Origin of the sequence: Lactobacillus pasteurii DSM 23907 = CRBIP 24.76 (genome assembly GCF_000297025.1) — a bacterium.
Lineage (GTDB): Bacteria > Bacillota > Bacilli > Lactobacillales > Lactobacillaceae > Lactobacillus > Lactobacillus pasteurii.
This window is the reverse complement of record NZ_CAKD01000002.1, coordinates 39,969-59,396: the sequence shown is the minus strand read 5'-3', so window position 1 is coordinate 59,396 and position 19,428 is coordinate 39,969. Positions and strand designations below refer to the sequence as shown.

Here is a 19,428-nt window from a genome sequence, read left to right as displayed (position 1 = left end):
GGTAAAAATAATGATTAATGAATTTCCACAAGCTTTGACAATTGCCGGTTCAGATAGTGGTGGCGGAGCAGGGATGCAAGCTGACATTAAGACCATGCAAATGAGACATGTTTTTGCAACTAATGTTGTGATTGCAATTACTGCTCAAAATACTTTAGGCGTGCAAGATGCCATGCCGCTTCCAGCTAAGATTATCGATGCGCAATTTGATTCGCTGGCAGAGGACTTCAAGATTAAGGCCTGCAAGACAGGAATGCTAGCAGATTCCACGCGAGTAGAATGCGTTGTCAAAAATCTTAAAAAGTACGACTTTGGACCATTAGTCGTTGATCCAGTTATGGTGGCAAAAGGCGGAGCGCAGCTACTAGCTGATGAAGCAATTGAGACGATTATTAAGGACTTGCTTCCACTAGCAACTTTAATTACGCCAAATATTCCTGAAGCTGAGCGATTAACTGGCATTAGGATTCAAACTGAGGCTGATATGATTGAGGCAGCTAAGGCAATTCAAGCTTTAGGAGCCAAGAACGTCCTAATTAAGGGTGGCCATTTAGAAGCAAGTCAGGCACGCGACTATACTTTGCTTGAAGATGGAAGCGACTTTTGGATGAGTGGTCCAAGATTTGAGACAGTGAGAACTCATGGTACAGGCGATACTATTTCAAGTGCAATTGTCAGTGAACTAGCTAAAGGAGCAAATTTGAAGAGCGCAATTTTAACTGGTAAGTCCTACGTGACTGCAACAATTCGCGATACGATCCAGGTAGGCCATGGCCATGGTCCACTTAACCACTGGGCAGTTTAGGGGGATATGATGTTTGACGTTAATTGTTTAAAGGTATATTTAGTTGGTGGCAGTCAAGATACACATCATGATCCGGTTGAACTGCTTGATAAGGTTGAACAGGCCTTAAAGGCGGGGATTACGGCTTTTCAATATCGAGAAAAAGGCGACAGCAGCTTAAATGCAGAAGAAAAGCTGACTTTAGGCCGAAAATTGCAAGCTCTTTGCAAAAAGTACCAGGTTCCATTCATTATTGATGATGACGTCGATTTAGCGCTTGAATTGCAAGCTGATGGAATCCATGTTGGGCAAAGCGATCGAGCAATTCAAAAGGTAATTGACCAAGTTTCCGGCAAGATGTTTATTGGCTATTCTTGCTCAACCTTAGCTGAAGTTGAAGAGGCAAATGAATTGCCAATTGACTACGTTGGCTCGGGCCCAATTTTTCCAACTTTATCTAAATTGGATGCGGATCCTGTTATTGGCACTGATGGCGTGCAAAAGCTAGTTTTGGCAAGCAAGAATCCGATTGTCGCAATTGGTGGGATTAGTTTAGAAAATATCAGTGAATTAGCTTCAAGTGGAGTAAAAGGCATTGCGGTAATTTCAATGATTTTACAAAGTTCAGATATTGCTCATACAGTTGAAGTTGCTAAGGCTGTTAAGTATTAGAGAGGAAGACTAAATGTTTGAAGAAGAATTGAAATTGCCATTTATGGGCAAGGTTTTGGCAGAAAATCTACCTATCTGGGATGAATGTATTGAGCAAGATTTTGTTCAAAAGCTCAAAAAAGGAACGTTAGAGAAATCCAAATTCAAGAATTACATGATTCAAGATAGCGTTTATCTGAAAAATTATGCCAGAATGTTTGGCCGGGCAATCTATAATGCCCAAACTATGGCTGAAATCCGCATGTTTTATTCGGTTTTGAATTTTGCTAATGATGTAGAAACTCAAGCAAGATTAGACTTTTTGAAGCAATATGATATTGATGAAAAAGCCATCGAAGCAGCTACTCCCTTACCAGCAAATCAAGCTTATATCGACTATATGATGAAACAAGCAAAAGAAGGCACTAACCGCCATATTTTGATGGCAATTTTGCCTTGCATGTTGAGCTATGCTTACATTTTTGACAAAATCAATCAAGATCCTGAAAAAGGAGAGACTTACCAGGCCTTTATTGATGATTATGTCGAAGATGAAGTAGGCTCAGATGCTAAGACTTGGATTGCCTTTACGGAAAAAATGTGTGCTGATAGCTCAGAAGCAGAAAAGCAAGAATTAGCTCAAATTTTCAAAGAGGGAAGTTATTGCGAATTAGCCTTTTGGCAAATGGATTATTAAAGCTGATTGACTTTTACAATAGATGCGCTATATTGGTAGAAAATCTCAACTTAGGGTGGAATCAAGATGGCGATTTATACTAGATTAGCAAAAAGAGAAGATCTTCCAGCAATTATGGATATCATTGCCGATGCCAAAGCATTTCTGAAAGCATCAGGCAGCACGCAATGGCAAAGTGGCTATCCTGATCAGAGGGCGATTTTGACAGACATTTTATCGCAAAACGGCTATTGCTTGATCGATGGGCAAGAAATTGCAGGATATGCGGCAGTAATTGTCGGACCTGATCCTAATTATCAAAAAATTGTCGGTAGCTGGACAAATGAAGAAGATCCTTACGCTACGATTCACCGAATTGCCTTGAGCCAGAAGTTTCAAGGAAAGCATTTAGCCGGCAATTTCTTTAGTAATTTATTGAGCTTGCAAGTTGCTAGCGGCATTCATAATTTCCGAGTGGATACTATGAAGCAGAATTTACCCATGCAAGCTTTAGCTAAAAAGCAAGGCTTTAAAGAACAGGGAATCATTCAGGTAGAAGATCCAATTGATCCAAATCGGATTGCTTTTGAATTAAATCTATAAAAAATAGGAGATACCAACTCGGCATCTCCTATTTTGCTAATTAGTCCTCTTTCTTAGCGTCATTCATGGCCTTCATGATTGAAGGGTTCTTTGAATGGCAGTCCTTGATCATTTGTAAATCTTCTTCAGATAATTTAACAACATACTTACTCATAAGTTTGCCCCCTTTTTTGTTTAATAGTTTCATTATATTACGTTTGGCTCTAATTTTGCAGGTTAGTTTGCAGGATGATTGCAAAAATTGCAAAAAATTAGGCTTGAGTACCAAGATTACCTTTTTCATCAAGCTTGATATAGCGGGCTTTAGCAAAGATGTGTAATATACAAGTCCAAATTACAAATTTTACAAAGTGCTTGCCCCAGTAATGTTTTCTTAATAGCGGAGTGATTTTTTCGTTATGGATATGAAATAATAATAGGCTAGTATATAGACAGTCGATTGACAAAGATAAACTTATTTAGTTTTTTGAATAAAACATAAGGAGAGATTTTTTGAAGATTAAAGCTATTTTAACTAAATCAATCGTAGTTGCTGGTTTGACTGTTACCGGATTGGTAGCAACTGCCAGCATGAATCAAAATGATGTTCAAGCTGCTGTTGTGCAAAACGACGTAGCAGTATACAAAGTATATAGCTCAACTACTGTTTATAACGATTACGAAAATCCTGTGGCTACTGGCCAAATCTTGGCGCCAAATACTTCATGGAAGGTTATCAAGACCGCCTATGATGCTCAAGGAAATAAGTGGTACGATCTTGGTAAAAATCAATGGGTTAAGGTAGTAAATCCAGCTACTAGCACTAATGATGTGGTAAATTCGCAAACTACAAGTCAAACCCAAACAGGTTCTTACAGTAATAGTTCCTACAATAATGATAATTCTTACAATAGTAATATAACTAATACTGCAAGTTATACTAGTTCAGCTAGTTCAAGCTCTGAGGCAAGTGCTAAAGCCTGGATTGCTAATCGCGAATCAGGTGGTTCATACACAGCTAGAAATGGTCAATACTATGGTAAGTATCAATTGACTTCATCTTATCTTAATGGTGACTATTCAGCTGCCAATCAAGAAAAAGTAGCAGATAACTACGTTAAGAGTCGCTACGGTTCATGGGTAGCAGCTAAGAATTTCTGGTTGAGTAACGGCTGGTACTAAAATAATTTTTGAAGCATTCATCCCAAGCGGTGAATGCTTTTTTATCGGCAATTCATGGTAGAATGAGAGTAGATAATTTTATAGAAAGTGGGGTATCAACAGTGAAAAAGCGTATTTATTTATTGTTTATTTCCTTATTAGCTTGTGTGAGTTTAGGCTTAACAACTACTAGTTTTACTAGCCAACCAGTTCAAGCTGCTAGCAAAAAATATGCCCAAGCTAAGCTGGTTTTGCCAAAAGGCTACACTCGAGACAGTCTTTATAAAGCTTATCAAGGCAAAGCAAGCAAGACTTTCATCAAAGCTTCGATGGCAGGGATGAAAAGTAATGATTTTAGCCGCAACAATGTTTCTGAATCTAAACAAGATGATACTACCATGGTTAATCCTACCAAGCTAACTGCCAAGCAAAATAAGGAATTAGCAGATTTTACTTTGAGGATAATTAATCAGGCTAGAAGCCAATTAGCTTTACCTAAATGGCGCTATAGCAAGGGTACAACTAAACTAGCAGCTGACATTGCTAGCGAATATACTAAGCACAAAAAAGGAATTCAAAATGGTAATCACTATGTAGCGGGAATTGTGCGGGCTTGCAAAAAGAATGGCCTAAATTTAAATGATAATTATGTTGAAGATATGGCAGGTTTTGCTAGTAAGCAAAAGACTCTTTCAATGACCAGCTTAAAAAAGGATATTTATTTTGGATTAAAGCAAATGATCTTTGGCTACACCGGTCCTAATGAAAAATTTATTACTAAAACTAGTTTGTATCGCGAATGGGAGCATGCAGGCGACTTATTTAACACACAAGGTTCAACTCATGATGGCGATTTTAACTATTTTGGTTTAAGTATTTCTTTAATTGATCATGTATATTCACTGCATTTCATTAGTGTACCTAATTTTGTTGTTAATAGTAAGACCTACAATCGTAATTTCAAAATTTAGTAATTGTTGATGTAAAAAAATAAGTTGCAGGGTTAATACTACCAAGTATTGATTCTGCAACTTTTTATTATTAAATAATTACTTTAAATATTTTTCTAGGGCTTTGGCGATTCCATCATTATCATTAGTATCAGTAATGTAATCGGCGTATTGTTTAGCTTCAGGGGCACCATTACCCATTGCAACAGCTGTACCAGCAAATTCAAACATACTGATATCATTTTTTTGGTCACCAAAAGCAATAACCTCTTCAGGACTAATTCCTAACTTGGTGCATAACTCACGTAATCCGTTACCTTTATTTACTTTAGGATTTAATACTTCTAAGAAATTATGATCAGCTCTGACTACATATAGATCCTTACCGAATCTTGCTCTGGCTAGTGGTTCGATTGAATCAAGTAATTCAGGATTGCCAACATAACATCCCTTGGCAATCGCAATATCAGTTGGTACTTCATCAGGATTTCTGACATATAGAGTAGCAAAGTTTTCATAAGCTTGAACATAAACCATAAAATCAATGTCATGATCTGCTGTGATAATCCTTGAGTCGGCAGTAACAATATTAAAAGGAACATTGTGTTCAACTGCAAATGCAGTCATTTTACGATAATATGAGCTTTCTACTAGGTCTTCGGTAATAATCTGACCATCAGCTGATAGAGAAATCGCACCATTTAAAGTTAGGACGTATTGATCAGGTCCGGTAATTCCTAATTCTTCAAGATAATGCTTTAAACCAGCAATTGGTCTACCAGAGCAAAGTACGATTTTAATCCCTTGGCTCAATGCTTGTCCTAATGCTTTTTTACTAGATGCTAAAATTTTACCCTGAGTGTTAAGCAAGGTACCATCCATATCAAGTGCAATCAATTTAATTGTCATTATTTCATCTCCAATCTTTTTGAACTGTATCCGTTTACATTATATCCTTGATTTGCACCAAAGTATATACTTATAATAGTAATGTAATAGCTTTCAATTTTTTAGAAAGAGAGAAAGAATATGACATTTCCAAAAAAGTTTTTATGGGGCGGCGCAACCGCAGCAAATCAAATTGAAGGTGCTTATGATGTTGATGGTAAAGGACTATCAGTAACTGATGTTACGACTGCTGGTAGCTTAAAAGCACCAAGAATGCTGACATATAAATTGAATGGCAAACTTGGAAAGACTCCAGCTCTTCCTGGGGCAGGCTTACCTGCTGGCGCAGAAGGAGCAATAGATCCAAACGAATATTACCCAAACCATGTAGCGATCGATTTTTATCATCACTACAAAGAAGATATTAAAATGTTTGCGGAAATGGGTTTTAAGGTTTTCAGACTCTCAATTGCTTGGACTAGAATTTTCCCTAATGGTGATGAAGAAAAGCCAAATCAAGCTGGCTTAGATTTTTATCGTAAAGTTTTTGAGGAATGCAAGAAGTATAGAATTGAACCATTAGTTACAATTTCTCACTATGAAGATCCACTTCATTTAAGTGAAAAATATCATGATTGGCAAGATCGACCAATGGTTGATGAATTTGTCAAATATGCCAAGGTGCTTTTTGAAGAATACAAGGGACTAGTTAAGTATTGGTTGACTTTTAATGAAATTAATTCGTCTCTTTTAATGCTCAATTTGTTTGGCAATAGTGTATCTAATGATCAAGTATATCAACATGCTTATCAAAAATTGCATTATCAATTTGTTGCTAGTGCTAGAGCAGTCAAATTAGCACATAAAATCGATCCTAACTATGTGGTGGGTAATATGATTTGTGGAATTGTAGATTATCCATTAACTCCAGATCCAAAAGACATTATGTTAAATCGTCATAGCTGGGAAAGAGACATATTCTATTGCGGCGATGTTCAATGTAAGGGTAAATACCCTGCTTATGCTAAGCGTTTATGGCAAGAACATCATGTTAAATTAGATATTACTGATCAAGATCTGATAGACCTGGCTGAAGGTACTGTAGATATGTACACTTTCTCTTACTACATGAGTAATGTCCTAACTACTCATGAAGTTACTGATAAGGTAAATGGCAACTTTGCAGCTGGCGTCAAAAACCCATATCTTTCATATTCCGAATGGGGATGGGCAACTGATCCAGATGGCTTACAATATTACTTAGAAGTGATGAATGATCGTTATGAATTACCAATGATGGTTGTTGAAAACGGCTTAGGTGCTGTTGATAAAATTTCTGATGATGGTAAGATTCATGATGATTACCGGATTGACTACTTACGCCAACACATTCAAGCAATGGAAAAGGCGATTGACAATGGTGTTGATTTAATAGGTTACACTACTTGGGGATGTATCGATTTAATCAGTGCCGGAACTGGTCAAATGTCTAAACGCTATGGCTTCATTTATGTTGATAGAGATGATGAAGGCAAGGGTAGCTTAAAGAGAATGAAGAAAGATTCCTTTGATTGGTATAAGAAAGTTATCGCTTCTAACGGAGCAGATTTAGCTTAATTAAAGTGTCTGGGAAAAAACTAATTTCCAGACCATAAAAAAAGCGATGAACTTCATAAGAAGTCATCGCTCTTTTTGTATGCTTTAGACCAATTTCTTGATATTATTTAATCACCACAAAAAAACAATTGAAAGATTTCTTATCACACGATCAATAATTTCAGATCAAGCGACCATGCCGATAAGGTAATTAAGTAGTGCTTTGTCTACTTTACTTCATTATTAGAAGATGAGGGATTAATCCGTGAAAATGCAGTTTTTATCGATGGTACTAAGATTGAAGCGGACGCCAACAGGTACACTTTTGTCTGGCGAAAAGCTATTGAGAAGTATCATGCCAAGTTAAAGGAAGACGTGTCTGCTTTATATGAAGAACTGATCAATAAAGAAGTAGTCAAAGCCATGACCGAAGAAGAAGCTGAAGAGATTTTTGCTGGACGTAATAGCTATTCTAAACAGATCACGATGCCACCTTCATGCATATGAAAGAAGATCATATGAAAAACGGGTAGCTAAAGCCAGGCTACAATATTCAGGCAGCGACTACTAATCAATATATAGTTGATTTTGCCCTGTTTCCTAATCCGACTGACTTTAGAACATTCGAACCATTTCTAGACGAAATGAAGTCCAGAGGAATTCTCGATAAGTTTCAAAATATTGTGGCCGATGCGGGCTATGGCAGTGAATACAATTACTCGATTCTGGAAGAGAATTATTCAGATAAGAACTATCAGATTCCGTATACATAATACGAAAAAGAACAAACGCGAAAATATAAGAAAGATCCATCTACTGGCATGGTCAGAAACTTCAAAATTTATGAAGCTGATGAGTTCCAGCTAACTGAAGAACTGCCCCAATTGGCTAAACAGGTCGACAAAGACAGATTCACTACAATCCTAACTGGCAGTATTTAAAAGAAAAAGCAAAAGAGACTCTTCAAAGCGAAGAAGGCAAACGCATCTATGGCTGTCGCAAGTCAGATGTGGAGCCAATTTTTGGGCACATGAAGAGTGTATTTGGTATGCGCAGAACGCATTTAAGAGGCAAAAAGAAAGTCGAAACGGATGTCGGTATCATGTTCATGACGATGAATCTGAAAAAATATGGAGCCAACAAGAAGGTAAAGCCTTCGGATTTTCATTTCAAAAACAAAAAACACAGGAATTCACTAAAAATAATGAATTCCTGTGTTTTTATATCCGGGCTAAAAATCGAGTTTCTTCCCAGACACCTTTGTTAATTATTTAATTTATCTAAATCTACATAGTATGGTAAAAGATTCGATATTTTAGTTGTTGATCCCTTTATATTTGAAGCGCTGATAAATGTATGAGTACCTTTGATTTGATACTTATATTGTGGTCCAGCAGTCTTAGCATTAACAGTTACGGTTGTACCGCTAGGAATACGTTGGCCTAAAATCATATCTCCAGCTCCAACATTAACGGTCTTACCATCAACAATAACTCTATGAGCATTAACGCCATTAACTTTAACGACTCCAGGCAACACCTTCCCTGTTTTTGCATCTGAAGAATCATTCACAACATAAACTGGTACTGTTTGACGACCAGGGGCTGTTACCGTAATCTTTTCGCTATTAGAGCAATTCTGCAAACCATTAATTGTGGCAACGTTTCTAACGTTGATATATCTACCTTTACCCAATGAGTAATAGTAACTATTCTTTATTTTCTTATAAGGCAAATAATATTTTTCAGTACTAGTTGTATAAGCTTGAGAGTCTATGTTACTCTCAAGCACATAATATCTTTTATCTTGGCTAGTTTTTCTTAAACTGCCTGAAAAATAAACTGGATATCTATAAGATAAGCTACCTATCTTTTTACCACTAGCATTGTAAATATAGCTATTATTTAACAAACGGAAAGTATTTCTTCCATTTACTTTGCCAATAGAATCCAATGGAACATATTTGCCTTTGCCAACATTGTAGCAAACATATTTTTGCCCCTTAATAAGCCGTGGATTACCGTAATATTTCATAGTAGTGTTGGTCTTAATTCCACTCGATAAGCTTTTTCCGTTTACGTTATAACTTAAAGCTGTACTTTTGATACCAGCATAATAATTAGTATGTATCGTCTTTTGTGCAGCTTGAACATTTCCATCACTCACAATAAAGAATAACAATGAAAAAACAGTAGTAGCAATCAATTTAATTTTATTCAAAATAAACACCTTCTAACAAAAAAGTACTAAATAGATTTTACATCTACTTAGTACCTTTTGTGTCAATTTAATGATTATTCTTACCAACTAATTTTAAAAATTCTACTTAATGTAGTTAAACCATCACTATCTTTTTTGTCTTTAAATCATCGCGATTGCTAGTATCAATAGCCCATTACTCTAAATATGTAATTCAAAATAATAAGTTAGCAAAACGTTTATCAAAGAATTTGGTAGTTCTCTATTAAACTCCTAATTTTTTAAAGTATTCGTTTAAATTATCTATCTTGTTAGCATCATCAGTAACTAAGCCACTCATAATAGCCAGCTCTTTAATCATGGCTTTTCTACTTTCTTCGTCGAAAACTTCACTTTTAATTGTCATAACTTTACCCTCTCTTATATATTATTTGAAAAGCAATATTGATAATTAAACGTTTATTTATACAATTCAGGGTGATTTTCTAAATATAATTGTGTATCTGTAATCATCCGACCATACTTCTTTTTTTTGGGCACATGAAGAGTGTATTTGGTATGCGCAGAACGCATTTAAGAGGCAAAAAGAAAGTCGAAACGGATGTCGGTATCATGTTCATGACGATGAATCTGAAAAAATATGGAGCCAACAAGAAGGTAAAGCCTTCGGATTTTCATTTCAAAAACAAAAAACACAGGAATTCACTAAAAATAATGAATTCCTGTGTTTTTATATCCGGGCTAAAAATCGAGTTTCTTCCCAGACACTGACACTTTTTATTTACTCTTTTAAATAACAAAAAATCTAAAATTTAATAATCCGCTAAATAACTGGCGTTAAAGCGTTTTTCAATTGCATAACTTTTGTTTTAATAACTAAAAAATAGTATACTAGAATATATCAAGTGAATGAGAGGAGGATGTAAAATGTTATCTAAAAACAACTTTAATGAGAAACTTGGACAAATGAACAATCAAAAAGATCATTTTGCAATTCGTAAGTTGACCGTTGGTGCCGCTTCAGTATTGATCGGAATCAGCTTCATGGGATTCGGCGGCCAAGCGGTACACGCTGATGAAATGACAACTGATTCACAAGCTAATAATCAAATTGATAATACTAAAGAAAGTGCTCAATTAGTAAAGCCTATAACTGAAGCTGATGTTAAGGCAACTGCAGAAAGTCAAAAGGCTGAGATAGCTGATAAAACTAATGAAGTAAAACCTTCTGATACTCAAGTTCAAGAGAAGCAAAAGGAGCAAACTTCAGAAGTAAAAACTCCTGACACTACTTCAAATAAGGATGAGCAAAAGTCAAATCAAACTCAAAGTTTAGTTGTTGATAAAAAGGCTACAGAAAATACACAAGCTGCTACAGATATAGCTGCAGAAAAGGTGCAAAAGACTGTTCAACCTCAAGCAAAGATTCAAGCACTCATTGCTCTTCCTGCAGAAAGTGAGAGTCAATTCAACGTTGACGATTGGGATGGCAGTCTCGATAACACAACTCATGAGTACACTTTGAACAAATACCACGGAGATAAGGAAAATATCTACATTCCAAACACCCAGGACTTTATTAATGCCGGCAGAATTTCAAGTGATGACAAGGTTTATATTACTAAGGATTTAATGCATTCCATCACTATCAATGGTGCAGTTAACGTCACAGTTGATGATCAAGGTGAAAAGAATAAGGTCTATGCTAAGGGCGATTGGAATCGAGCATTTAGTTCCTACAGAACTAATTTAAAGCATGTAAATTTGAGCCATGTTGATACTAGTGGCGTAACTAATATGAATAGTCTGTTCTTGGGAAGCAACGATCTACAAAGTGTAGACCTCAGTGGCTGTGATTTAAGCAACGTAACTGATACAAGCAGTATGTTTGCTTGGGCTGATTGGAATATAAAGGATGTAAACTTGGATAATACCAAGGGTGTTACTAGAGAAATACTGGATGAATATGTCAATGCAGCTAAGTATACTAACAAAACAAATCTTGATCTGAGCGGTATTAATCTTTCACCAAGTATTACCAGTTTTAATAATCTATTCTCCAATATGCCGAATATTGAAAGTATAGACCTAACTGGCTGGGACACTGGTAATATTACCGATATGAGTTACATGTTCTTTAATGATCCAAAGCTTACAACCATTAAAGGACTTGAAGATTTCAATACCTCAAATGTAACTAATATGGCCTTCATGTTTGCTGCTTTTAACAATCCAACAACAGATGATTATGATCCAAAGGGTCATGAGAACTTAGGACATTTGACTAAGCTTAATTTAAGTAATTGGACTACTTCCAATGTAACTGACATGAGCTACATGTTTAGCGGACAGACTAATTTAACTAGTTTGGGTAAGCTTTCTAATTGGAGTACTAGCAAAGTAACTAATATGGCCTCCATGTTCTATGACTTAGAAAATATAGATGACAGTGAATTAGATCTAACCGGTTGGGATACTTCCAATGTAACTGACATGAGCTACATGTTCTCTAAAATGTTCTTACAAAAAGATTTAAGCTTCGTTAATAATTGGAAAACCGGTAAAGTAACTGATATGAGTTACATGTTTGCCAAAGACAAGAACCTTGAAAAATTAGATCTTTCTAAATGGGATGTAAGTAGTGTTGGGTTAAAGAATACTGAACAAAACTACAGTCTGGCAGTGATGTTTGCGGGTGATACTTCATTAACTACTGTTGGTGATATTTCTCATTGGAATACAAAGAATGTTCATGATACTCGTCACATGTTCTACAATACTCCTAAGTTAACTAACATTGACTTGAGTGGCTGGAATACAAGTAAATTACAAATTGCTGAAGGGATGTTCGACGCCTCCGGCGCTAAGCAAATTAACATAGATAACTGGAATTTAAGTAATATTAAACGAATTACTCCCGCTGGTTATGTTGAAGGTAAGGCTGGCGAAGGAGTACTTCGCGGCGTTGAGAATATGTTTAAGAACTTAACTAATCCAGCTGTCATCTCAATGAATAATGTCATATTACCAGATGCTAGAAATGCCTTTGAAATTAATGATTTTGAAGGAAATAAAGCAATTGTAGTAATTGCTAATGGTAAAAATGGTGAAGCACTTCAAGACTTACTTAAGATTAATAATCAGACTTGGACTGATAATGATAAATCTGGTAACACTATAACTGGTCGTCAAAATTCAGATTATGTAACTTACGTTAGAGCTGATAATTCTAAACAAATCGGCCAACGCGGTTTGAACTTCATCTTCACTAACTTAGACGACTTACACCAGTACTTCAATCAAGTAACTAATGCAGATAATGTTAAAAACGATATTGGCGAATTGAGTCATGATTGGGATACTCAGCAAGATACTGATAATAATATTGTTAAAATCACATTGCGTTTGTCTCCGGCTAGTTCATATGATCCATATAGGGAAAATATCCATGCTGAAAAAGATGGCAATATTTTAGCAGACTTAATGACCAGCAAATATCAATTACATATTGTTGCCCCAACTAAGACTACTGAAACTAAGAATCCAACCAGAAAAATTATTATTGAAAATCCTGATGGCACTATAAGTACTAAAGAGCAAGTTGTAGAGTTTAAGCGTGAAGTCACTAAGCATGTCGATGGTACTGAAGAGGCTACGTCATGGACTCCAACAAGTGGTGAATGGACTAAATTTGATGTGCCACAAATTGCTGGATATGATTCTTACGTAGATGGAACTCAGAGCAAGACTGTTGCTTCAAAACCCGTTAATAAAGATACTGGAAATGTAACTGTAGTAATTACTTATAAGTCAAATGCGGTAAATCCTGAACCAATCATTCCAGATCCGGTAAAGCCAGAAGTTGATCCGGATAAAAAAGATCCACAAGAACCAAAGACAGATCCTGTAACTCCAACAACAGATGAAATAGAAAATCTAAAGCTTGAAAAGAAAGCAGCTAAGAAGAACCACAGTAGTATTGAACACAAAAAGACAGGTACTCACACTATTAAGCTTTCTAACAGAGTTGCACCAAAGGGCACACAAGTAACTAATGGTTCAAAGAAATCTGCTTCAACTGTAAATAAAGCAGCTGACAGCAATAAGAATACTTTGCCACAAACTGGTGAAAAGAAGAGCAATGCCGGCTTAATCGGCTTAGCCTTAATTGCACTTGCAAGTTTAGGATTAATTGATCGTAAACGTCGTGATTAATTAGAACACATCAATAGGAACAATTGTAGAATCATTATAATGAACAAGTGTCTGGGAAAAAACTAATTTCCAGACCATGAAAAAAGCGATGAACTTCATAAGAAGTCATCGCTCTTTTTGTATGCTTTAGACCAATTTCTTGATATTATTTAATCACCACAAAAAAACAATTGAAAGTGGGCTTAAACATGTATCAAAATTATATCACAGGACAAACTACTTCTAATACAGGCAGACCTGCATATCACCCGGCAATGATGCTTAAGATTTTATTCTTTGCTTATTCATAGAATTCCTCTCTCAATTTTGATATCGTCAACCATACAACATTTTTGTGAAATATGTCAAATAATTTAACATACATGAAGGAAATTTTAACAAAATAGTTGAAAATGTTACTAGCTTACTTGTAAAATATAAATATCAATCGTTTAGGAAGAAGGATAAACATGCCTACTAAATCACAGTTCAAGAATATCTTTCGCAATCTTGAAGTAGGAATTGGTGAAGCAAGCAAGGTAACTGGCGTATCACAAAGACAATTGCGGTATTGGGAAGAAAAAGGCTACATTGTTCCCTTAGAAAGCGATGGTGGAGTCAGAACCTATAGTCTAGGAACTTTGATGTCGATTGCCTTTTTGAAGGATCGCTTGGATGACGGCTACACTTTGGCAACTGCTGTTAAGATGCTGGAAGAACATAAGAATAAGATTCGTATTTTGAGTAAGTTCGGCCGGGTGATGAATCAATCGGTTGAAGTTGAAGAGGATGAAACTGGCGAAGGCGGAGTTATTAAGTTTGGCAAGGTTACTAGCGAAGATCAACAAGAATATCAGCTAGAGGGAGTCATCAATAAAGATGAGCATTATTTCCGCCTCAAAAAACTGAAAAATAATTCAAAAAATGCTTGATCTTTTTGCTCAACATGGTAGAATAATATTCGTCGGGTGATAAAGCCCGATGGAGAGCAACAAGTAAAAGCTCTAGCAATAGCTTTGGGTTATAGCCAAGTGGTAAGGCAACGGTTTTTGGTACCGTCATGCGCTGGTTCGAATCCAGCTAACCCAATAACGAACCGATACCTGTCAGGTATCGGTTTTTTTGTCGCTTCAGGCATTATTTTCCGTAATTTTTAGTTTTAAGTTGTAAATATTTTGAAAAAGTTTTCATTCGAATTTGTAAACTCATCTTAACCTTATATTAAACTTTTTTAGGTAATATTATTAGCGAAGAAGGGAGGGGAAAAGTAACTAAGTATAGGTTATTTATTAGTTTTTTAAAATTGTACTATAGCGAAAAAATGATTTTTACTGCTAATAGCGGTATAATTTAGTAGTGGATAGAAGAAATAGGTTTATCTGACTACTGATTCACGAAAGGAAAACCACATTTATGAAAAGAAATTCTAGAATTATAAGTGCTGCAGCAGCTGCTTTGTTGGCAGTTTCACCTGTTGTTTCTACTGGTGTTGTTAGTGCGAGCTCAACTGTTGCAGTTACCCCAGAAAATGGTGCTACTGCTCCATCAACAACTACTAAGCAAGAATTGAATGTAAGTTTGTTAGTCAATAATGTTTCTTCAATTGCTAACAATTCACAACCATCAAGTTTATCAGTATCATTGGTTTCTAACTACGGTACTCCTAAAGTTAATGGCAAAGTAACAGTTTATGATGTTAAGGACCCAAGTACTACAGTTTCGACATTAAAGGCTGGTCATACTTATAAGGTTAAGGCAACTCAAGTTACTGTTAGTGGCTTGACTGCAAATGGTGTATATGCACTTTCAGGCCATGGTGATGTAACTGCAGATAATTACGGTAATATCAACAGTAACTTAAGCTTCACTGTTGAAAGTGACGAATTTACTGTTCCTGATGCATCTTTGACAGGTACACCTTTCTTTACTGAAAATGGTGCAACCGTTACCTCAGGTAGCATTACACTCTCAAAAGGTGAAAACAATGTAAGTTCATTGGTTTCTGCAATTAACAAGAAGTACAAGGTTTCGATTCAAGGTACTTCACAAGGTAATGCGGCAACTGCTTCATGGTCAAACTTGGCTAGTGATGTTAGATCATCATTAACTGCAGCAGGTATGACAGTTGATAGCAAGGGAAACTTCAATGCTCCAGCAGCTCCATTTACTGTCACAGTAAATGCATATGCAACTAACGGTAAGACTGCACAAATGCCTATTACTGTTACTGCATACAATGCTCCAGCAGATTACAGCAATAATCCAGTGATTACCTACAATGGCGTTAAGTACAACCATACTCAAACTATTAATTTAGCTGAAAACGCAAGCTTCAATTATATCCCTGTAGGTAGCGCAGTAAATACTACTGCTATTGCTCAAGCATTTAGCGCAGCATTCTCAGGTACTAGCACCGTTTCACTTCCAGTTTCAGTTGACGCATCAAAGGTTAATACTGCTGTAGCAGGCTCATACCCAGTCACTGTAACTGCTAAGAACGCAAACGGCTACACTACTACTTTGACTTTCAACCTTACTGTAGGTGCTAAGGCTCCCAAGACTATCCAAACTAGCGATGGTTCAGCAGCTCCAATCTACTCATTCAACGGTAACGCTGTATCAAACACTGGTAGAACTATTGCTAACGGTACTAAAGTTGCAACATTTAAGACCATCACTGTAAATGGTGTATCATACACTCAAATTAACAGTGCAACTTCAAACGAATACGTTGAAACTAAGTTCGTCAACGGTTCACAAGCTGAAGATGGCGATATTGTAACTGGTCCTGTAATGCACGAATCAATTGCTTACGACAGCAAGGGTAACTCAACTGGTGTTGTTTACAAGGATTACGAAACTATCAAGTACGTAAACAAGGTAGTTAAGATCAACGGTAAGACTTACTACAAGATTGCTGGTAAGGACCAATACGTTCGTGTAACTAACATTACTGGTACTCCACGTAAGTTGACTCACAACTCTTACATCTACAGAACTTCAACTAAGCGTACTACTTTTAAAGGTCGCTGGAAGTTATACAGAGGTGAAAAGATCGTTACCTACGGTGGTTCATACACATTCAAGAACGGTAAGACTTACTTCAGAATCGGTGGTCCTGCTAAGCAATACATCAGAGTAGCTAACGTTAGATAATCATCTACTCTAAACAAGCTTAATTGATCAGAATATTGTCGATATCCTAGGGATGTCGACAATATTTTTTTGCTCAAAATAACTAGCTTTGATACATTAGATCTATAAGAAAAATCACAATTGGAATGGGGAAGTAGCATGAAATTTACGAGCGTTTTTGTTGCTTACAGCATGTTGATGGGCTTAGTTATTGGGATGATTTCAGCTTTGTACTTAACGCTAGTACATGTTGGCATCGAGGTTCTTTGGCATACCCTACCACACCAGTTGAATTTGCCAGGGTTTTATCCACTGATTATCGGTCTTTTAGGTGGATTAATTATTGGCTTAGGGCAAAAATATTGGGCTGGTTATCCACATACTCTTGAAGAAACTTTAACCGAATTTCGACAAACTGGCTCAGTCGACTATCACGATCATAGATTGCTCAGGACTTTTCTAGCTTCAATTCTGATTTTGATTTTTGGGGCAAGTCTTGGTCCAGAAGCGGCTTTATCAGGACTATTAGGTGGCTTGATTACGTGGACTGGGGAGCAAATGAAACTAGTTATTGCTAAAAAAGAAGAGTTGATTGAACTAGGTCTTGGCGCGATGATGGCAGCGATTTTCCGGGCACCGCTAATTGAATTAGACGCAATCAACTTGTCAGGATCCTTTAAGAGCAAATTGCGCAAGCGAATTGTTTATACTCTAACGACCATTGCTGGGGTGCTTGGCTTTATCATTATTCGCAAGCTTTTCCCAGAAGAAAGTCCGCTAGGTCTGCGTTTTCCAGAAATTAATTGGGACCTAGAGGCAATATGGATGATTATTCCAGCCATTGCTATTGGCATGTTATTTGGCTTTTATTTCAATTACAGCGAAAAAGTCATCAATCGTCTTTTTAGCAAGATTTCCAATCCCTTGATTTTAGCCTTGACTGCCGGTTTAGCGATTGGTTTATTAGGGATGGTTTCTACGCAATTTTTGTATTCTGGCGAAAATGCCATCCTGCCTCTATCCAAAAATTATCTAAGCGAAAGCATTGCCTTTTTACTGGCCTTAGCCTTTGGCAAGACCTTGCTGACGCATCTTTGCTTTATCTGTGGATGGCGCGGTGGAAAAATCTTCCCAGCAATTTTTACTAGTGCAGCCCTTGGCTTTGCCTTGGTGAAGTTTTTCCCACACATGCCAGGATTAATCGTCTCAATTGTAATTGCAGCTAGCGTGACTACCATCATTCCTAAGCCAATTTTGGTGGCAACTTTATTGCTATTCTTATTGCCAGTACAATTTATTCCCGCAATTGTGGCTGTTTGCTTTTTGGTAAGTGCAATTTTGAAGAAGATTCCACATAAATAATTAGATTAAGAAGAAATTGCTTCGAAGTCATGCAATATACCGATATGCCTTACAAAGTTAATAACATGTGGATAAACAGTGAAAAACGAGAAAGGGATGAGTTACAAATTCAACGTCTAACCGATGATTGGCCAACAGAAGACTTGGATACAACTGAAAAGAAAAACAACAGATAGTATAAAGAATACGAAATATCCCAAAATAAAAAAGAAAGCCGAATTATTTCGACTTTCTTTTTTTTGGATTGGTTTTTGAAAAATTAGTCTTGATCCTCAAATGGGAACTTCATGCCCCATGAGGTTCTAACGCTATTCAAGATGTGGGCAACATCGCGTGACAAGGCAAGTTGACCATCATCGTGACCTTGTTCAATATAGCGTTGCATATCAGCAACTTCGTATTCCAAAGCTTTAGCGCTGTCACCAGCAATGATCTTTTCGTGAGTTTCGCCATGAGCATCAGAAGTATAAGTAATATCTGCTTCAACTGCACGTGGGTAGTTGCTGATTTCGACGTAACCCTTGGTACCAGAAACTACGCCACGCTTTGGTTGCTTAGCACGCATTGACAAAGCCATAACTGCCATTTCATCCTTGGAGTTCTTCAAGATGATACCTGATTGTTCGTCAACGCCGGTTTCAAAGAACTTTACAGTGGTTAGAATACTTTCAGGAGTAGCTGACAAGAAGGTTCTGGCAAAAGCAGTTGCATAGCCGCCGATATCAAGCAAGGCACCACCGGCTAAGTCTTTGTTGAAGAAACGGTTCTTTGGGTCGTAATCCTTCAAGCTACCAAAGTTAACTTGAATCATCTTGATTTGACCGAGCTTACCATCTTTGATCATTTCTAAGACCTTTTGGTAAATTGGCATGTGGTAAAGGGTGAAGCCTTCAGTTAAGATGAGGCCTTTTTCCTTAGCTAATTGTTCAACTTCATCAAATTGCTTAGCGTTGACTGTAATGGCTTTTTCAGCAAAGACATGCTTACCAGCATTTAAAGCCTTCTTGATGTATTCGTAGTGGAAAGTGTGAGGCGTAGCAATGTAGATGATGTCGATTGCTGGATCATTGATCATTTCATCAGGATTAGTGAAGGTACGATCAATGTGCTTTTCTTGTGCAAACTTCTTAAGCATTTCTTCGTTAACGTCAGCTACGGCATAGATTTCACCGTTGACCTTGTTCAAGGCATCTGCCATTTCGTGTGCAATCCAACCAGTACCGATGATTCCCCAATTATACTTAGTCATA

General features: G+C 36.8%; 15 protein-coding genes, 1 tRNA gene and 3 pseudogenes. 15 read left to right on the top strand and 4 right to left on the bottom strand.

Features of this window, described 5'->3' with window-relative positions; translation table 11 throughout:
• Positions 1–10: 10 nt before the first annotated feature.
• From thiD to BN53_RS00980, 6 genes are all read left to right on the top strand, one after another.
• Positions 11–805, top strand: coding sequence for a bifunctional hydroxymethylpyrimidine kinase/phosphomethylpyrimidine kinase (gene thiD / locus BN53_RS01010; protein WP_009559013.1), 795 nt, complete (start codon positions 11–13; stop codon positions 803–805).
• Positions 806–811: 6 nt separating this feature from the next.
• Positions 812–1,456 carry a thiamine phosphate synthase gene (thiE, locus tag BN53_RS01005; RefSeq protein ID WP_009559012.1) on the top strand — a complete coding sequence of 215 codons (645 nt, stop codon included), beginning with the start codon at positions 812–814 and terminating at the stop codon, positions 1,454–1,456.
• A gap of 13 nt (positions 1,457–1,469) precedes the next feature.
• Positions 1,470–2,132 (top strand): TenA family protein, encoded by a 663-nt coding sequence (locus BN53_RS01000; RefSeq protein ID WP_009559011.1) that lies wholly within the window; start codon positions 1,470–1,472, stop codon positions 2,130–2,132.
• A 66-nt stretch (positions 2,133–2,198) separates the two neighbouring features.
• Complete coding sequence (locus tag BN53_RS00995; RefSeq protein WP_009559010.1) at positions 2,199–2,714, top strand: GNAT family N-acetyltransferase; 516 nt, start codon at positions 2,199–2,201, stop codon at positions 2,712–2,714.
• A 492-nt stretch (positions 2,715–3,206) separates the two neighbouring features.
• On the top strand, positions 3,207–3,875 hold the full coding sequence (gene apf, locus BN53_RS00985) for an aggregation-promoting factor (RefSeq protein WP_009559008.1): 669 nt from the start codon (positions 3,207–3,209) through the stop codon (positions 3,873–3,875).
• Positions 3,876–3,976: 101 nt separating this feature from the next.
• Entirely contained in the window at positions 3,977–4,825 is an 849-nt protein-coding gene (locus BN53_RS00980) for an SEC10/PgrA surface exclusion domain-containing protein (protein ID WP_009559007.1), read from the top strand.
• Between the two features lie 78 nt (positions 4,826–4,903).
• Here the strand turns inward: BN53_RS00980 and BN53_RS00975 are convergent, their stop codons facing one another.
• A complete protein-coding gene (locus BN53_RS00975) occupies positions 4,904–5,713 on the bottom strand; it encodes a Cof-type HAD-IIB family hydrolase (protein WP_009559006.1) in 810 nt (269 codons plus the stop codon).
• Positions 5,714–5,833: 120 nt separating this feature from the next.
• Here BN53_RS00975 and BN53_RS00970 point away from each other — a divergent pair, with 120 nt between their 5' ends.
• Both BN53_RS00970 and BN53_RS00965 read left to right on the top strand, forming a co-directional pair.
• Positions 5,834–7,309 carry a glycoside hydrolase family 1 protein gene (locus BN53_RS00970; RefSeq protein WP_009559005.1) on the top strand — a complete coding sequence of 492 codons (1,476 nt, stop codon included), beginning with the start codon at positions 5,834–5,836 and terminating at the stop codon, positions 7,307–7,309.
• 198 nt (positions 7,310–7,507) lie between these two features.
• Positions 7,508–8,607, top strand: a pseudogene (locus BN53_RS00965) (transposase); the annotation flags it as partial.
• On the opposite strand, the gene BN53_RS00960 reads toward BN53_RS00965, so the two are convergent.
• Together BN53_RS00960 and BN53_RS09740 are read right to left on the bottom strand one after the other, a co-directional pair.
• A complete protein-coding gene (locus BN53_RS00960) occupies positions 8,552–9,517 on the bottom strand; it encodes an SLAP domain-containing protein (protein ID WP_236744767.1) in 966 nt (321 codons plus the stop codon). The pseudogene BN53_RS00965 and the gene BN53_RS00960 overlap by 56 nt on opposite strands.
• Before the next feature lie 235 nt (positions 9,518–9,752).
• On the bottom strand, positions 9,753–9,893 hold the full coding sequence (locus tag BN53_RS09740) for a hypothetical protein (RefSeq protein ID WP_009559000.1): 141 nt from the start codon (positions 9,891–9,893) through the stop codon (positions 9,753–9,755).
• Between the two features lie 122 nt (positions 9,894–10,015).
• Here BN53_RS09740 and BN53_RS00955 point away from each other — a divergent pair.
• From BN53_RS00955 to BN53_RS00930, 7 genes and pseudogenes are all read left to right on the top strand, one after another.
• Positions 10,016–10,258 (top strand): annotated as a pseudogene (locus tag BN53_RS00955) (transposase); the annotation flags it as partial.
• Between the two features lie 156 nt (positions 10,259–10,414).
• Positions 10,415–13,702, top strand: coding sequence for a BspA family leucine-rich repeat surface protein (locus BN53_RS00950; RefSeq protein ID WP_009558999.1), 3,288 nt, complete (start codon positions 10,415–10,417; stop codon positions 13,700–13,702).
• 188 nt (positions 13,703–13,890) lie between these two features.
• A pseudogene (locus tag BN53_RS10045) lies at positions 13,891–13,989 on the top strand (transposase); the annotation flags it as partial.
• A 162-nt stretch (positions 13,990–14,151) separates the two neighbouring features.
• The gene (locus BN53_RS00945; protein WP_009558997.1) at positions 14,152–14,613 is read left to right on the top strand and encodes a MerR family transcriptional regulator; all 462 of its coding nucleotides are present in this window, start codon (positions 14,152–14,154) and stop codon (positions 14,611–14,613) included.
• An 85-nt stretch (positions 14,614–14,698) separates the two neighbouring features.
• Positions 14,699–14,770: transfer RNA gene (locus BN53_RS00940), tRNA-Gln, on the top strand.
• 324 nt (positions 14,771–15,094) lie between these two features.
• A complete protein-coding gene (locus BN53_RS00935; protein ID WP_009558996.1) occupies positions 15,095–16,837 on the top strand; it encodes an SLAP domain-containing protein in 1,743 nt (580 codons plus the stop codon).
• Positions 16,838–16,975: 138 nt separating this feature from the next.
• Positions 16,976–18,178 carry a chloride channel protein gene (locus BN53_RS00930; RefSeq protein ID WP_009558995.1) on the top strand — a complete coding sequence of 401 codons (1,203 nt, stop codon included), beginning with the start codon at positions 16,976–16,978 and terminating at the stop codon, positions 18,176–18,178.
• Between the two features lie 259 nt (positions 18,179–18,437).
• Here the strand turns inward: BN53_RS00930 and BN53_RS00925 are convergent, their stop codons facing one another.
• A complete protein-coding gene (locus BN53_RS00925; RefSeq protein ID WP_009558993.1) occupies positions 18,438–19,427 on the bottom strand; it encodes a Gfo/Idh/MocA family protein in 990 nt (329 codons plus the stop codon).
• Position 19,428: the final 1 nt, after the last annotated feature.

Bases quoted from the DNA above. Each gene is read 5' to 3' on its own strand.
- thiD (WP_009559013.1), top strand. From the start codon at position 11: ATGATTAATGAATTTCCACAAGCTTTGACAATTGCCGGTTCAGATAGT.
- thiE (WP_009559012.1), top strand. From the start codon at position 812: ATGATGTTTGACGTTAATTGTTTAAAGGTATATTTAGTTGGTGGCAGT.
- BN53_RS01000 (WP_009559011.1), top strand. From the start codon at position 1,470: ATGTTTGAAGAAGAATTGAAATTGCCATTTATGGGCAAGGTTTTGGCA.
- BN53_RS00995 (WP_009559010.1), top strand. From the start codon at position 2,199: ATGGCGATTTATACTAGATTAGCAAAAAGAGAAGATCTTCCAGCAATT.
- BN53_RS00975 (WP_009559006.1), bottom strand. From the start codon at position 5,713: ATGACAATTAAATTGATTGCACTTGATATGGATGGTACCTTGCTTAAC.
- BN53_RS00970 (WP_009559005.1), top strand. From the start codon at position 5,834: ATGACATTTCCAAAAAAGTTTTTATGGGGCGGCGCAACCGCAGCAAAT.
- BN53_RS09740 (WP_009559000.1), bottom strand. From the start codon at position 9,893: ATGACAATTAAAAGTGAAGTTTTCGACGAAGAAAGTAGAAAAGCCATG.
- BN53_RS00950 (WP_009558999.1), top strand. From the start codon at position 10,415: ATGTTATCTAAAAACAACTTTAATGAGAAACTTGGACAAATGAACAAT.
- BN53_RS00945 (WP_009558997.1), top strand. From the start codon at position 14,152: ATGCCTACTAAATCACAGTTCAAGAATATCTTTCGCAATCTTGAAGTA.
- BN53_RS00935 (WP_009558996.1), top strand. From the start codon at position 15,095: ATGAAAAGAAATTCTAGAATTATAAGTGCTGCAGCAGCTGCTTTGTTG.
- BN53_RS00930 (WP_009558995.1), top strand. From the start codon at position 16,976: ATGAAATTTACGAGCGTTTTTGTTGCTTACAGCATGTTGATGGGCTTA.
- BN53_RS00925 (WP_009558993.1), bottom strand. From the start codon at position 19,427: ATGACTAAGTATAATTGGGGAATCATCGGTACTGGTTGGATTGCACAC.